The 14961-nt window shown below is 61.3% G+C and carries 10 protein-coding genes and 3 pseudogenes; 6 read left to right on the plus strand and 7 right to left on the minus strand.

Annotated features, from left to right (window positions below):
* From BZ163_RS07130 to BZ163_RS07140, 3 genes are all read left to right on the plus strand, one after another.
* A partial coding sequence (locus BZ163_RS07130; RefSeq protein WP_168187323.1) for an RND family transporter occupies nt 1-1304 on the plus strand: 1304 nt, incomplete at its 5' end.
* A 6-nt stretch (nt 1305-1310) separates the two neighbouring features.
* Nucleotides 1311-3089 (plus strand): acyl-CoA dehydrogenase C-terminal domain-containing protein, encoded by a 1779-nt coding sequence (locus BZ163_RS07135; RefSeq protein WP_128870349.1) that lies wholly within the window; start codon nt 1311-1313, stop codon nt 3087-3089.
* A 23-nt stretch (nt 3090-3112) separates the two neighbouring features.
* Nucleotides 3113-4756, plus strand: a complete 1644-nt coding sequence (locus BZ163_RS07140) for a fatty acid--CoA ligase (protein WP_128870350.1) — start codon at nt 3113-3115, stop codon at nt 4754-4756.
* Between the two features lie 134 nt (nt 4757-4890).
* Here the strand turns inward: BZ163_RS07140 and BZ163_RS34755 are convergent, their stop codons facing one another.
* The 5 genes and pseudogenes from BZ163_RS34755 to BZ163_RS07160 all read right to left on the minus strand — a co-directional run bounded on the left by BZ163_RS34755 (nt 4891) and on the right by BZ163_RS07160 (nt 10078).
* A complete protein-coding gene (locus BZ163_RS34755) occupies nt 4891-5058 on the minus strand; it encodes a hypothetical protein (RefSeq protein WP_168187324.1) in 168 nt (55 codons plus the stop codon).
* A gap of 132 nt (nt 5059-5190) precedes the next feature.
* Nucleotides 5191-7419 (minus strand): annotated as a pseudogene (locus tag BZ163_RS07145) (LTA synthase family protein).
* Between the two features lie 135 nt (nt 7420-7554).
* Complete coding sequence (locus BZ163_RS07150) at nt 7555-7995, minus strand: hypothetical protein (protein ID WP_128870351.1); 441 nt, start codon at nt 7993-7995, stop codon at nt 7555-7557.
* Nucleotides 7996-8144: 149 nt separating this feature from the next.
* A pseudogene (locus BZ163_RS07155) lies at nt 8145-9055 on the minus strand (carbohydrate kinase).
* Nucleotides 9056-9127: 72 nt separating this feature from the next.
* On the minus strand, nt 9128-10078 hold the full coding sequence (locus BZ163_RS07160) for an AraC family transcriptional regulator (protein WP_128870352.1): 951 nt from the start codon (nt 10076-10078) through the stop codon (nt 9128-9130).
* Between the two features lie 411 nt (nt 10079-10489).
* Between BZ163_RS07160 and BZ163_RS07165 the strand changes: the two genes are divergently transcribed.
* Complete coding sequence (locus BZ163_RS07165) at nt 10490-11263, plus strand: L-iditol 2-dehydrogenase (protein ID WP_128870353.1); 774 nt, start codon at nt 10490-10492, stop codon at nt 11261-11263.
* A gap of 280 nt (nt 11264-11543) precedes the next feature.
* The gene (locus tag BZ163_RS07170; RefSeq protein ID WP_128870354.1) at nt 11544-12479 is read left to right on the plus strand and encodes a Ppx/GppA family phosphatase; all 936 of its coding nucleotides are present in this window, start codon (nt 11544-11546) and stop codon (nt 12477-12479) included.
* 35 nt (nt 12480-12514) lie between these two features.
* On the opposite strand, the pseudogene BZ163_RS07175 reads toward BZ163_RS07170, so the two are convergent.
* Nucleotides 12515-13757 (minus strand): annotated as a pseudogene (locus BZ163_RS07175) (ATP-binding protein); the annotation flags it as partial.
* Nucleotides 13748-14041: a hypothetical protein gene (locus BZ163_RS07180; protein ID WP_128870355.1), complete on the minus strand. Its 294-nt coding sequence runs from the start codon at nt 14039-14041 to the stop codon at nt 13748-13750. The gene BZ163_RS07180 and the pseudogene BZ163_RS07175, both read right to left, overlap by 10 nt.
* 104 nt (nt 14042-14145) lie before the next feature.
* On the opposite strand from BZ163_RS07180, the gene BZ163_RS07185 reads away from it, so the two are divergent.
* Nucleotides 14146-14808, plus strand: a complete 663-nt coding sequence (locus tag BZ163_RS07185; RefSeq protein ID WP_128870356.1) for a glycosyltransferase family 2 protein — start codon at nt 14146-14148, stop codon at nt 14806-14808.
* The last annotated feature ends 153 nt before the right edge of the window (nt 14809-14961 follow it).

Here is a 14961-nt window from a genome sequence, read left to right on the forward strand (position 1 = left end):
TGATGCCGGTGGCGCTGTCCTATGTCGGCGTCGGCGCGAAGGCGGCCGAGCGCGCGCTGAAAATCGACACCCGTGCCGAAGGGCACAAAGGCTTTGGCAAACTGTGGGACATGCTCGATCGCTTCACTACGCGCAAGTGGGCGACCGGCGCAGTCCTGGTGGCGGCGCTGATGGGCATTGGCGGCTTCATGGTCAGCCTGCAGCTGAAAATCGGCGATCTCGACAGTGGCGCTCCGGAGCTGCGGGCCGACTCGCGCTACAACCTCGACAACGCCTACATCACCAGCCACTACGCGCTGTCCAGCGACCTGTTCGCGGTGATGATCAAGACCGCGCCGGAAGGTTGCCTGAGCTATAAGACGCTGATCCTCGCCGACCGCCTGGCCTGGGAGCTGCAGCAATCCCCCGGGGTTCAGGCGACGTCCTCGCTGGTCAACGCCGTGCGGCAGATCACCGCCGGTACTTACGAGGGCAACCCCAAGCTCAACAGCATCCAGCGCAACCAGGACGTGCTGAACTACGCCGCGCAGCAAGCCTCGGTCAACTCCCCGGAGTTGTTCAACAACGACTGCTCGCTGATGCCGGTGATCGCCTACCTCAAGGACCACAAGGCCGAGACCCTGGACGCGGTGGTGGCCATCGCCGAACAATTCGCCTGGGATAACAACAGCGAAGATCGCCAGTTCCTGCTGGCTGCCGGGTCCGCCGGCATCGAGGCGGCGACCAACATCGTGGTGCGCGAGGCCAACCGCACCATGCTGTTGTACGTCTACGCGGCGGTGACGTTGTTCTGCCTGATCACCTTCCGCAGCTGGCGCGCCACGCTGGTGGCCCTGTTGCCGCTGGTGCTGACCTCGATCCTCTGCGAGGCATTGATGGTGGTCATGGGCATTGGCGTGAAGGTGGCGACTCTGCCGGTGATCGCCCTCGGCGTCGGGATCGGTGTCGACTACGCCTTGTACCTGCTCAGCGTGCAACTGCAGTACCAGCGCCAGGGCCTGCCGTTGTCCCAGGCTTATCGCAACGCGGTCGCGTTCACCGGCCGGGTGGTAGGGCTGGTGGGCATCACCCTGGCCGCCGGCGTGGTGTGCTGGGTCTGGTCACCGATCAAGTTCCAGGCCGACATGGGCATCCTGCTGACCTTCATGTTCCTGTGGAACATGCTCGGCGCGTTGATCCTGATTCCGGCCCTGTCGTACTTCCTGCTGCGTCACCCCGTTGCGCAAGCCCCTGTGGCGCAAACGGGTAAAACCGGTACATCCCAACGTCAGGACATGCCACATGCCCTGACCACTTCCGAGTAAGCAACGATGTCTGATTACAAAGCTCCCTTGCGCGACATGCGCTTCGTCCTCAACGAGGTCTTCGAGGTGTCCCGGCTATGGGCCGGTTTGCCCGGCCTGGCCGAGGTGATCGATGAAGAAACGGCTGCCGCGATCCTGGAAGAGGCCGGCAAGATCAGCGCCGAAGTGGTCGCACCGCTGAACCGCAGCAGCGACGAGCAGGGCTGCACCTGGAACAACGGCGCGGTCCAGGCGCCGGACGGTTTTGGCGCCGCCTACCAGGCCTTCGCCGAAGGCGGTTGGGTCGGCGTTGGCGGCGATCCGCAGTTCGGTGGCATGGGCATGCCCAAGGCCATTTCGGCCCAGATCGAGGAGATGGTCAACTCGGCCAGCCTGTCATTCGGCCTGTACCCGATGCTGACTGCCGGTGCGTGCCTGTCGATCAACGCGCACGCCAGCGAAGCGCTGAAACAGAAGTATCTGCCAAACATGTATGCCGGCACCTGGACCGGCTCCATGTGCCTGACCGAGGCGCATGCCGGTACCGACCTGGGCCTGATTCGCACCCGGGCCGAACCTCAGGCCGACGGCAGTTTCAAGATCAGCGGCAGCAAGATCTTCATCACCGGCGGCGAGCACGACCTGACCGAAAACATTATCCATCTGGTCCTGGCCCGGCTGCCGGATGCGCCCGCCGGCCCCAAAGGCATTTCGCTGTTTCTGGTGCCCAAGGTGCTGGTCAACGACGACGGCTCGCTGGGCGAGCGCAACGCGCTGTCCTGCGGCTCCATCGAACACAAGATGGGCATCAAGGCGTCGGCCACCTGCGTGATGAACTTCGACGGGGCCAGCGGCTGGATCATCGATGCGCCAAACAAAGGCCTGGCGGCGATGTTCACCATGATGAACTACGAACGTCTGGGCGTGGGTGTCCAGGGCCTGGCGTTGGGTGAGCGCTCGTACCAGAACGCCGTCGAATATGCCCGGGACCGCCTGCAGAGCCGTGCGCCGACCGGTGCGCAGCACAAGGACAAGGCCGCCGACCCGATCATCGTGCACCCGGACGTGCGGCGCATGCTGCTGACCATGAAAGCCCTGAACGAGGGCGGGCGGGCGTTCTCCAGCTACGTGGCGCTGCAACTGGACACCGCCAAGTACAGCGATGACGCGCCAACCCGCGCCCGCGCCGAGCAACTGGTGTCGCTGCTGACCCCGGTGGCCAAGGCGTTCCTGACCGACATGGGGTTGGAAACCACGGTGCATGGCCAACAGATCTTCGGCGGCCATGGTTACATCCGCGAATGGGGCCAGGAGCAATTGGTGCGCGATGTGCGCATCACCCAGATCTACGAAGGCACCAATGGCATCCAGTCCCTGGACCTGGCCGGGCGCAAGATCGTCGGCAGCGGCGGGGCGCTCTACCGGTTGTTCGCCGACGAGATTCGCCAGTTCACCGCTAACGCCAGCGCTGAACTTGGCGAGTTCACCCAGCCGTTGAATGCCGCCGTGGACACCCTCGATGACCTGACCGCGTGGCTGCTGGATCGGGCCATGAACAATCCCAACGAAATCGGCGCCGCCTCGGTCGAGTACCTGCAGGTATTCGGCTACACCGCCTATGCCTACATGTGGGCCCGGATGGCCAACGCGGCCATGGGCAAACAGGCCGAGGATGACTTCTACCTCAGCAAGCTGGGCACCGCGCGTTTCTACTTTGCCCGCCTGCTGCCGCGCATCCATTCGTTGAGCGCGTCAGCCAAGGCCGGCAGCGCATCCCTCTACGAGCTGGACGCAGCGCACTTCTGATCGAAAGAACAAGGAACCCAACCATGATGGCGACAAAAATAATTCCGCCTGCCGACGGCGCCTACGCCTATCCCTTGCTGATCAAGCAATTATTGCTGTCTGGCGTGCGTTACGAACCGGGGCGGGAAATCGTCTACGCCGACAAACTGCGCTACAGCTACCAGACCCTCAACCAGCGCATCCGCCGACTGGCCAACGCCCTGACCGCGGCTGGCGTCAAGGCCGGGGATACCGTGGCCCTGCTCGACTGGGACAGCCACCGGTACCTGGAGTGCTTCTTCGCCGTGCCGATGATCGGCGCGGTGCTGCATACCGTGAACATCCGTCTTTCGCCGGATCAGGTGCTCTACACCATGAACCACGCCGAGGATGACCTGGTGCTGGTGCATGACGATTTTGTGCCGCTGGTCGAGCAGATCCACGGACAGCTGAAGACCGTCAAAGGTTACATGCAGCTCACGGACGACAGAGCAACGAACACATCGTTACCGGTGCTGGGGGAATATGAAAACCTGTTGTCCGGTGCGGCAGACCAATACGACTTCCCCGATTTCGATGAAAATTCGGTGGCGACGCTGTTCTACACCACCGGCACCACCGGCGCGCCGAAAGGGGTGTATTTCACCCATCGCCAGTTGGTGCTGCACACCTTGAATGCCGTGGGCACGCTGGGCGTCTATCAAGGCCTGCCGCTGTTACGCTCCGACGATGTGTACATGCCGATCACGCCGATGTTCCACGTGCATGCCTGGGGCGTGCCCTATGTCGCGACCCTGATGGGCATCAAGCAGGTGTACCCCGGCCGTTACGAACCCAATAGCCTGGTGCGGTTGTTCCGTGAAGAGAAGGTCACCTTCTCCCATTGCGTGCCGACGATCCTGCAAATGATCCTCAACTGTGATGAAGCGAAGCAGACCTCTTTCGACGGCTGGAAAATGCTCCTGGGCGGCAGTGCGTTGACCTTGGGCATTGCCAGCGAAGCCAGCGCCAAAGGCATTCAGGTGCACAGCGGCTACGGCATGTCCGAGACCTGCCCGTTGCTGTGCCTGACTTACTTGCGTGACGCAGACCTCGATCAATCCACCCAGGCGCAACTGGCCACCCGGATCAAGACCGGCACGCCGGTGCCGATGGTCGACCTGAAAATCATCGATGCCAGCGGCAACGACGTGGCCCATGACGGCGAGTCGCTGGGCGAGATCGTAGTGCGCGCGCCCTGGCTGACCCAAGGCTATTTCAAGGAGCCGGAAAAGGGCGCCGAGCTGTGGCACAACGGCTGGCTGCACACCGGCGACCTGGCCTCCATCGATCCGCTGGGTGGCGTGGAAATCAAGGACCGCATCAAGGATGTGATCAAGACGGGCGGGGAGTGGATCAGCTCCCTGGAACTGGAGAGCCTGATCAGCGAACACGCGGCGGTGATGTCGGTCGCGGTGGTGGGCATTGCCGATGAGCAATGGGGTGAGCGGCCTATGGCGCTGGTGGTGTGCGAGCCTGGGCAGTACCTCGATCGCAAGATCCTGGAGACGCACCTGCAAGGGTTTGTCGAGCGTGGCCGCATCAACAGATGGGCGATCCCCAAGCAGTTCAAGTTCGTCGCCGAGATTCCCAAGACCAGTGTCGGCAAGATCAACAAGAAGCTGATCCGGGAAAGCGAATTGAGCTGAAAAGCTACGCCAATGTAGCAATCACCGCAGATCAACTGTGGGAGCGAGACCGGCTTGCCGGCGAAGGGGTCGTCAAATTCAACATGGATGTTGACTGATCGACCGCTTTCGCGAGCAGGCTCGCTCCCACAGGGTTAGCGTCGCAGACGAATTTTCTGCCAATTGTCCTGGCTGGTGCAGGATCCGGTGTCGCCACGCAGCCAATAGAGGGTCGCCCGGTAAAGCGCCGTGGTCCTGGTGCAGTGCAATCCACGAAGTTTCTCGTAGGCCCATTTCCAACCGTGCTTAGCTGCGCTGCTCATTGTATGCCTCTATATGGCCATCCTTTCCCGGAATGTTAGCAGCTAAATTATTAATGGGATCCAACTTGTTTCAGGCGTCAAATAATTGTCTTGGCCTGCTGCAACGGCTCTGGCTCAGGTGTCCTGGGTCGGTCAGCTCGATTCGGCGATGTCATCGTCGAGGGTTTCGGCCGGCGATTCCTCTTGCCCGGGCAGTTCGGTGATCACACTGAAGTCGCTGACTTCGACCGCGCCCGATCCATACCCCAGCAGATGGAAAGAGAACGCCTTGCGCGACTGCGGATTGGGGAAGCTGAAATCCATCTCCAGTGGCTGGTCGACCGTGACGAGCATTTCGCTGGGCAGGCCCAATTGCACATCCTGTTCCAGCTCCTTGGTCTTGAGCTGGATGTAGGCGTTCTGATGGGGGTCGACCGAGCGCACGGTCAGGCGCACGCGGGTGTGGGAGCCTTTGGGCATTTCAAGGTACTGCGCGCCGATCAGGTTGTCGGCCCAGTCATCCTTGATCTGCGCCTGGAGAGGAATGATGGTCGGGCTGCCGAACTGGTAGTGCAGGCTCTGCGGTGTCTGCAACAGGGTGTGATCCAGGGCTGCGGCGCGTGCCGTGATCTGGCGCGCACGCTTGCCGCCGTATTGACCGGTCAAGGTCGCACGTTCGGCGATGAAGCCTTCGCTGGCGTAATACCGGCAGCGCTGTTGAAAGTCACACTCGGTGAAGGTGCCCTGGCCATCGTGGTAGCGCAGCTTGCCGTTGGTGAACGACATGATCTCGCGGCCGGTATCGTACTGGCGAAACAGCGAGCGACCGCTCAGGGTCGCAGGGATAGGCAAGGCGAAGTAGTCGAGGATCGAGGTGCTCAGGTCGACATGGCCGTAGACCCCGGTCTTGATCTGCGGCAGCTGCGCTTGCTCGGGTGCCAGTGTCAGGTTGAAGCCCCAGGAAGACGCGAGGCGCACGCCGTCGATGCCGTGGGATTCGTCGGACGTGATCACCACCAGGGTGTCCTTGAGGACGCCCTGGCGTTCCAGGCCGCCGAGGAATTGCCCAAGGGCATCGTCCAGGTAACCCACGGCGGCTTGCTTGGCGGTGTCATATCGCTGCAAATAGTCGTCCGGGGCCGAGTAGGGCTGGTGCGTGCCGACGGTCAGCAGCGTCAGCATCCACGGCTTTTGGTTTTTCTCCAGCTGGCCGACGTAATCCAGCGCGCCTTCGAAAAAGGCCTTGTCATCCTTGCCCCACGGGAAGTCGAGGTAGGACGCATTGGTGAACCATTCGAGGCCATGGGTCGCGTCGAAACCGATGTGCGGCATGATCTTGTCTTTGGCCATGAAGCGCAGCCCGGCGCCCTGAAGGTAGTGGGTGGAGAAGCCGTTCTTGCGCAACTGTGCCGGCAGGCAGGCCTGGTTGCGTTCGCTCTGGGTCAGCATCTCGATGCCTTTGGGGGTGCCATTGTCGAGCTTGTCGTAATCGCCGCAGAGCATCGCGTACAGGCCACGAATGGTCTGGTGGCTGTGCAGCACGTAGTCCGGCGTGTTCATACCCCGTTCCGCCCACTGGCTGAGATGGGGCATCAGGTTCTCTTGATAACTGCTGTGCAGGGCCTGGCGGTTGACTCCGACATAGGCGCCGGGAATGCCTTCCAGGGCAATGATCAACACGTTGCGTGCACGTCCCGGGGCTGCCAGCAGTCGTTGGCCGGTCAGGTCGAGCTCGGTGAGCCCTGCCATCTGCGGGGCGACATCGATCTCGTCACCTTCCAGCCAGTCTTCCGCGCGCGCTTGAACCTCGCCCACGCCGGCGGCCAGCACCTGGTGCGGCAAGTTGAACACATGCCACTGGTCGGCATCGGTCGGTTGCAGGTGTTGCGCACCCCAGTGAGCGATCAACAGCGACAGCGGCACCGACCAGGCATGACGGGGCAGGCGCGGTGCAGGTGTCGCAGCGCCCAGCCAGTGGGTGCACAGCCACGCCATCAGTCCCAGCAGCAAGGTGGCGGCCAGCCAGGGTTGGGCGAATCCGCCGCCGGTGGAGTTTTCAGGAAACTGCGGATCGATCAGTTAATGCAAGTCCGAAAGGGTGGGCAACCGGCCGACCGCGCTGACCAGTTCGGCGGTCGCCACGGTCATGAGGCCCCAGGCCAGCAATATCGGCAGGGCCAGCCACCAGGGGCGACGGTGCAGGAGCACGATGAGCAGGCTCGCAATGCACAGGTCCGACAGGTAGCCATGTGGATTCGACCAGCCCTGCGCTGCACGCAGGCACAGGGGCATGATCAGAACCAGTCCGATGAGGGCGATGAGACGCGCGTAGGGGTGTCGTAAACAGTGACGAATGATGTTCACAAAAGTTTTTCCAGACATTAAAGCTTCATATCAATGTGCTGGATGGTATCAAGTGGCGACAAAACTGGCCCGGGTATCAATGGGTGGAGGCGGTTTTGAGCGGGTGCCTGGTCTGAATATTGTTTGACATAAAGTGTCAGGGCGATCGCAGCGCTAACTGCACGCCACGCTGACCGCTTTCGCGGCGCGTTTCAGTTCCTGTCTGACGTCGGCCGGTATCCGCCGTTTCATGGGGCGCTGGTCGAGGAATATCTGCTCGCCCCGAGCATTGATCTCCGCGTCGATAGCGGCTGCCTGGGCTTCGATGGAGGCTGCGTGAGCTTCTATCACCCGGTTGACCTCGGCTTCATTGGTCGCCGCGTCGAGGGCATCGATCAAGGCCGCCACTTTGGCTTCCTCGTCCTTGGCGTACTCTTCGACCGACAATCCGGCGGCCAACGCCCGTGCGCGGATTTCCACGCTTTTGAGCGCCTGCTTGGCTTCGTTGCACCGCGCGTCCACTTTGCGGTGTTCGACGGTGTTCCACTGGATGAGCCCATAGGTCATCGCTCCGATCACCGCGACGGCGATGCCTCCCATGAGGGTTCGCTTCATCGCTGCACCGGCGATCGGCTGGGGAGTGAGGGTTCTTTTTGCATCGCTTCAACTCTACTCGAGGAGTTGAAAGCGTAGCATCGGAACCGGCCGCCCCCCGGTTGACCGTCGGGTATTGGCGAAGCAAAAAGTTGAGTGTTTCAGCGGTGTTACGACTGTAACGCTGATGTCTCAAGCAGGTCGTTCACATCGGCCAGGGTCGGAGCATGGGCGCCGGCATGGCGGCACGACAGGGAGGCGCAGGCTGCAGAGAATCGCAGGCGTTCGCGCACGTCGCCAATGCCGAGCAAGTCCGATGCGAGCCAGCCGGCCATGCACGCGTCGCCTGCACCGACCGTATCGGCCACGGTCACCGGGATCGCCGGTTGCTCGTACTGGCTGTCGGGGGTGTGAAGCAGCATGCCATGCTCCCCCCGGGTGAACAGGATTTCGGCCATGGGATTAAGCGCGCGCAGCTCGTCCAGTGCCTGGTGTTCGCTCAAGCCCGGGTAGATGTGCCGAAGGTCTTCGTCGGACAGCTTGATCATGTCGGCCAGGGCGGTCATCGTCGGAAAGGTCTGTTCGCGATAATGGCTGTCCATCAAATTGCGCCAGTTCGGGTCAAAGCTGATTCGTTTGCCGGCTGCCTTGGCTTGCTCGGCGAGCGTTACCAGGCGGTCTCCCAGGGGCTGACGCGCCAGGCTGATGCAGCTGAAATGACACACTTGCGCCTGCTCGATCAGCCGGGCGGCAGCAGGTCCGGATCAAAAAACAGATCGGCCTCCCCGGCAAAAAAATAGCGTGGAGGGCGGCTCGACGGGACGATGGCGACCAGGGGATCGCGGTTCACTCGTTGTAAGAATCGCAGATCCAGACCTGCCGCTTGCGACTGCCGGGCGATCTCGTCGCCCAGGGAATCGGTGCTGACGGACCCGGCGAAGGCGCTGTCGACGCCCAGGCGACTCAGTGCGCGTGCCACGTTCCAGGGCGCGCCGCCCGGGTAGCCTTGCCATTGTCCGGGCGTACCCTGGACAAGGTCGGTCAGGGCTTCGCCAAATACGATTGCGCGAGGCAATACCATGGTCATTTCCTCAATTTTTTCCTGGAGTGATGGCTGTTGGCTGATCCGGGGCGATCACCGGACACCACTCGATCAATGGGCTGTGGTGAACGGAAGAGCGGGGTGAACTGCGTTGCGGTTGAACAGCGTCATTGCCGTTGCGCGACGATATTCGCTCGGAGTCTGGTCCATTTCGATCCGGAAATGCCGGTTGAAGTTGGAGAGATTGGCGTAGCCCACCTCAAAACAGATGTCGGCCACCGACATCTCTGTCTGCAACAACAGCCTGCAGGCGCGTTGAACCCTGAGCTTGCGCATGAGATCGATGAAGCCATGACCGGTAATTCTTTTGAAGAAGCGCGAAAACCCCGGCTCGCTCATGTCCAGGCGTCGCGCGATGACCGATAGCCGAGGGTCGTCTGTCAGCTCGGTCAGCAGATAGTCGAAGGCCTTGATGATGCGCTCGGAACTGCGGTCATCCAGGGTCGGCACATAGCAGGCACTGGCCAACGAGTGCGCATCCTGCGTGGGCGCTTTGAGCAGCGTGTTGATCAGCTGCAGGAACAGGATCAGGCGTTCGAGCCCTTGCGCGGGACCTATGGCTTCGAGCAATCGAGCGGCCTGCACGGCGGTTGCCCCGGTGAACTCCAGGCCGCGACGGGCCCGTGCAAACAGGTCCTGCAACTCACCCAGCTCAGGCAGGGTGCCGCGCAAGGCCAGGAGGGCTGCACCGTCGAACTGCAGCACCACATCGCGCCCGGGCAGGTATTCACCGGGTGCCAGGTCGCCTATCCAGTCATGGGGCAGGTCGGGGCCGATCAGCGCGACATGACCTGCGCCAAACGCACCGATGTAGTCGCCGGCGACCAGCTTGCCGCTGCCTTGGCGGATCAGATGAATCTCGAATTCAGGGTGATGGTTCCAACGAGCCAGGGCGTAGGGGTAGTCGTGTTCGTACCAGCGAAAGCACTGATCGGGCGCAGGCAGGATGACCTCCAGCTCGGCGGGTCGCTGTTCGAACAGAGCAGCTCGGCTATCAGGCATGGCATGCCCCTTTTATTGTTATTTGATCTTCGTGTATGACCAACATACCTCCTCGCGGCGAGTTCCGGCTAGCACCGCTATTACCCACGACTGATACTTTTTTGCCTTCGGAACTGTTTTCCAGCCAGTGGTTAAAAAAGTATCGGTCGAGCATCCGCTACGCGTTTGTCCGGGGCTTTCCAAGGGTGCTGTAATCGAATCGTTTGGCGCGGTGGAATGAAAATCGCCGACCTGACGCGATCCCCGTAGGAGCTGGCTTGCCAGCGAAGAGGCCCTCACGTTTTGCATTGATCCCGAGGCCGCCTTCGCCAGCAAGCCGGTTCCGACAAGAAAAACAAACAGAGGCCCATCATGGCCAACCTGAAAATCAAGAACCTGCAAAAAGTTTTCAAACAAACGGATAAATAATCAATGAAACGACTGCAAGGTAAAAGTGCACTGGTGACCGGATCGGCCCGCGGCATAGGACGAGCCTTCGCCCAGGCCTATATCGGCGAAGGGGCAACGGTCGCCATCGCCGACATCAATCTGGAGCGAGCCCAGGCCACGGCCGACGAACTGGGGCCGAACGCCTACGCCGTGGAAATGGACGTGACCGACCAGGCGTCCATCGATAACGCCATCGCTGCCGTCATCGCGCAGACAGGCAAGTTGGACATCCTGATCAACAATGCCGCGCTGTTCGACCTGGCGCCCATCGTCGATATCACCCGCGACAGTTTCGAACGTCTGTTTTCGATCAACGTCGCCGGAACCCTGTTCACCCTGCAGGCCGCCGCGCGCCAGATGATCCGCCAGGGACATGGCGGCAAGATCATCAACATGGCCAGTCAGGCGGGGCGCAGGGGCGAGGCGCTGGTAGGGGTTTATTGCGCAACCAAGGCCGCGGTGATCAGCCTGACGCAATCCGCCGGCCTGGGCCTGATCAAGCACGGGATCAATGTCAACGCCATCGCACCAGGCGTGGTGGATGGCGAGCATTGGGATGGCGTCGATGCCATGTTTGCCACATTCGAAAACCGGCCACTGGGCGAAAAGAAACAGCTCGTGGGGCAGGAAGTACCTTTTGGCAGAATGGGCACGGCTGAAGACTTGACGGGGATGGCGATTTTCCTGGCGTCGTCCGAGAGCGAATACGTGGTGGCGCAGACCTACAATGTCGATGGTGGTAACTGGATGAGCTGAACCTGTAGGAGCGAGCTTGCTCGCGAAAAGCCCGAGGACGCTGCGGCGCATCAGGCTGGTCGCGTTATCGTCGACGACCTTCGCGAGCAAGCTCGCTCCTACAGGGATTGGTGGTGTTCAGGCAATGGTGTTCACACCAAATAACGACTCGCGTGGGTGTGGGGGCTAGTGACGGCGGTGTCATCTGCGTGTCATCCAGCTCTGGCAAGCTTCTGGCAAACCCTCTTGCGCCCGGCGATACGCCGGGCGCTGGCTTGTGCATCTGCCAGGAATTCCCACCATGAAAGGAGACGCCTCTCTGTTCGCCGCCATTGACCTGGGGTCCAATGCGTTTCGCATGATGATTGGGCAGTCGGTCAAACGAGACCAGCAGTTGGTGATCCACGAAGTGAAAACCCTGCGTGAACCTGTCCGCCTGGCGGAGGGGGCTCAGGGCGGAGCGCTGGACGAATTGGCGCTGGATCGAGGCTGGCAGGCGCTCGCGCGATTTGGCAAAAAGTTGCGCGGCTTCGAGGCCGGGCGGGTGCGGGCGGTGGCGACCAGCGCCGTGCGCGAAGCCGACAATGCGCAACTGTTCCTGGCCAGCGCGGAGCGCCACCTGGGTTTTCGCATCGATGTCATCTCCGGGCATGAAGAGGCCCGACTCGTCTACGCCGGCGTGGCCCACACGGTTCCGGGTACGGAACAGATGCGCCTGGTGGTGGATATCGGCGGCGGATCCACCGAACTGATTCTGGGCCGGGGCGTGCAACCCCTTGTCACCGAGAGTATCGCCATCGGCAGCGGCACCTTTGGTGCGCGCTACTTTCCGGGGGGCAGCGTCACGGCCCAGAGGCTGCTGGAGGCCGAGCGAGTCGCCACGCTGGCGTTTGAAAAAGTTGCGCGGCGTTATCGTGCGCTGGGCTGGCAGCAGACCATCGGCTCTTCAGGCACCGCCCGCATGCTGGCCAAAGTGCTCAAGGCCAACGGTTTGAACGACTTTGGCCAAAACGGCATCACCTACAGCGGCCTGTTGCGCCTGTCGTTGCGCCTGCTGGAAGTGGGGCACGTCAAGAAGCTCCGCCTGGCGGGCTTGCAAGCCCATCGCCTGAGCATCTTGCCGGGCGGCCTGGTGCTGATGCTGGCGGCATTCAAGGTCTTTGGCATCACACAGATGACGGCCTCCGAACCGGGTTTGAGGTTGGGTGTGCTTCATGGGCTGATGTCCAGACACTAAGCTTCAATCACCACTTGCAGCAGTCGGTCGGGGGATCATTTCAGCAATGCACTTCTGAGCTCTTCAATGGTTTCGATGAGCAGTTCATAGGACACCGGCTTGCTCAGATGACGATCGAAACCCGATTTTCGCGATTCCTCGATATCGCTTTCGGCGCCGTAACCGGTCAATGCGATGGCTGGAACCGCCTGAATCTGCGGGAGCTCGCGCAGCGCGCGCATCAGTTCGTGGCCGCTCATGACCGGCATGCCGACATCGGAGATCACCAGGTCGTATTGGCCCGTCTGTGCCGCTTTCAGCGCCTTCACCGGTTCAGAGAAGGCAATGACTCGGGCATCCTCCATTTCCAGCAGCATTTGCAGGGTTTCCAGAACCTCCGCCGAGTCGTCCACCAGCAGCACCGTGACGCCGGCAAGGCGTCCTGACAGTCCGTCGGTGGGTGCGGGTCGCGCCGTGTCTTCGGCAGATTGGCTCAGCGGCAGCAGGACCGTGAAGGTACAGCCCTGGCCCAGGCCTGCGGAGCTCACTTCGACACTGCCGCCATGGGCTTCGGCCAGTTGCCTCACCAACGACAGACCGATCCCCAGCCCATCCCGTTGATGGGTCGCATGCTGATTGGCGGCCTGGCCAAACAGTTCAAACACTTCGCTGATGCTCTGCGCACTCAAGCCTGCGCCACTGTCCTTGACCTCGAGCCGGGCCATGTCGCCCTCGCGACTGGCCACCAACTGGACCTGGCCGCCCGCCGGGGTGAATTTCAGCGCATTGTTCACCAGGTTCCAGATGATCTGCTCCACTCGGGTCGGCATCGATCGTCAGCGGTTGACCCGCGTCGGGCAGGCGCAGGGTGACGTTGATGCCTGCTGCGTCATCACTGACGACGGCATGAATGTCTTGCAACACTTGGCACACGTCCATGGCGGCAAGCTTGAGTTTGAGTTTGCCCGTGCGTAAACGCGCCACATCCAGCAGGTCGTTGATGATGCGTGCCTGACTGTTGACGGCGTCACAGATGGTGTCGACCGCCTTGGCCGCGGGGGCCAGGGATTTGGTAACGGGCAGGCGTCGCAACAGCTCCGCGTTGAGCTGGATCAGATTGAGCGGATGCTTGAGCTCATGGGACATGACGGCGAAGAACTCGTCTTTCAGATGGCTGCTGATCTGTGTTTCAGCCAACTGCTGGTTTTGCTCTTCGTGCAAGCGTTTGTGGCCAGTCAGGTCCCGGGCAATCTTCACATAGCCCTTGAGGTTCTCACCCTTGAGCCGCGTCACCTCGCCGCGTCGCGCTCAGACACTGAGGCCGTTGTTTGCAGGTGCGGATCGTTGGCGCTGGGTAGCGTGATTTCCCTCGCGTTGCGCCACAGCTCCAGCAGTTTTTGCGGCATTTCCACGACCGGCAGCACGACGCAAAAGGCCCGTTCGCGGTGTGCCAGGGCCAGGTCGCGGAAGAACAGATCGATAGAGGCATGGCGGCTGTCGCCAGGGCTGACTTCAAGATAACCGTCACCATGGGTTGATGAGCCGATCTTGACGAGGAATGTTTCTGGACGACTGGCGCTCATCCATGACAGAACCAGCGTCGGGACCAGACATTCTTTAAACCTTCCGAAGGCGCGCAGGGTCGATAGGTGAAGACCATCGGCTTCGCTGAATCGAGGGACCCTCAATGATTGGCGTCGTGATACCCGCCCATAATGAAGAAAAACATATTGCCACCTGCCTTTCATCCGTCTTGCTTGCCGCAAAACATCCGGGGCTCGAAGGTCGCCAGGTAACGGTGCTGGTGGTGCTGGACGATTGTTCAGACGCCACAGACCGGTTGGTCGCTGCCCTGGAAGTCAGCGCGTTGATGGTCTGTTTCCAGAATGTCGGGAAAGCCAGGGCGACCGGTGCGGAACAACTGCTCAGTGCTGGAGCGCAGTGGCTCGCCTTTACCGATGCCGACACGGTGGTGCCTCCCGATTGGCTCGCACGCCAACTTGAATTCATGGTTGATGCGGTGTGCGGAACGGTCGAGGTCGACAGTTGGGATGATCATGGCGAGTGGGTTCGCGCCAGGTATATGGAGCGCTACCAGTTCATCGAGAACCATCGTCACATCCATGGCGCCAATCTCGGCCTGAGTGCCACCGCGTATCGCGACGCTGGCGGTTTCCAGCATCTGGTAGCCCACGAAGACGTGCACCTGGTTGCCGCACTTGAACGAATCAATGCCCGCATTATCTGGACGGCAACCAACCCGGTCGTTACGAGTGCGCGCAGGGATTACAAATGTTGCGGCGGCTTTGGTGAATACCTGCTGTCCCTCACGGTGACGCCTGCGTTGTAAAAGGCCGTCCATCTAGGGGTCAATCTCTACCCGGTGAGCGATAGAGGGCGGGGTCAGTACAGGGTTCCATCGAGATGACTGACTGTCGTGGTTCTCACTCATAACGCATCGCTCATCATTCCTTTGGAACTCCCGACAACTGCGCTCCGTCCT

This window comes from Pseudomonas sp. VI4.1 (assembly GCF_002029345.1).
Taxonomy (GTDB): domain Bacteria; phylum Pseudomonadota; class Gammaproteobacteria; order Pseudomonadales; family Pseudomonadaceae; genus Aquipseudomonas.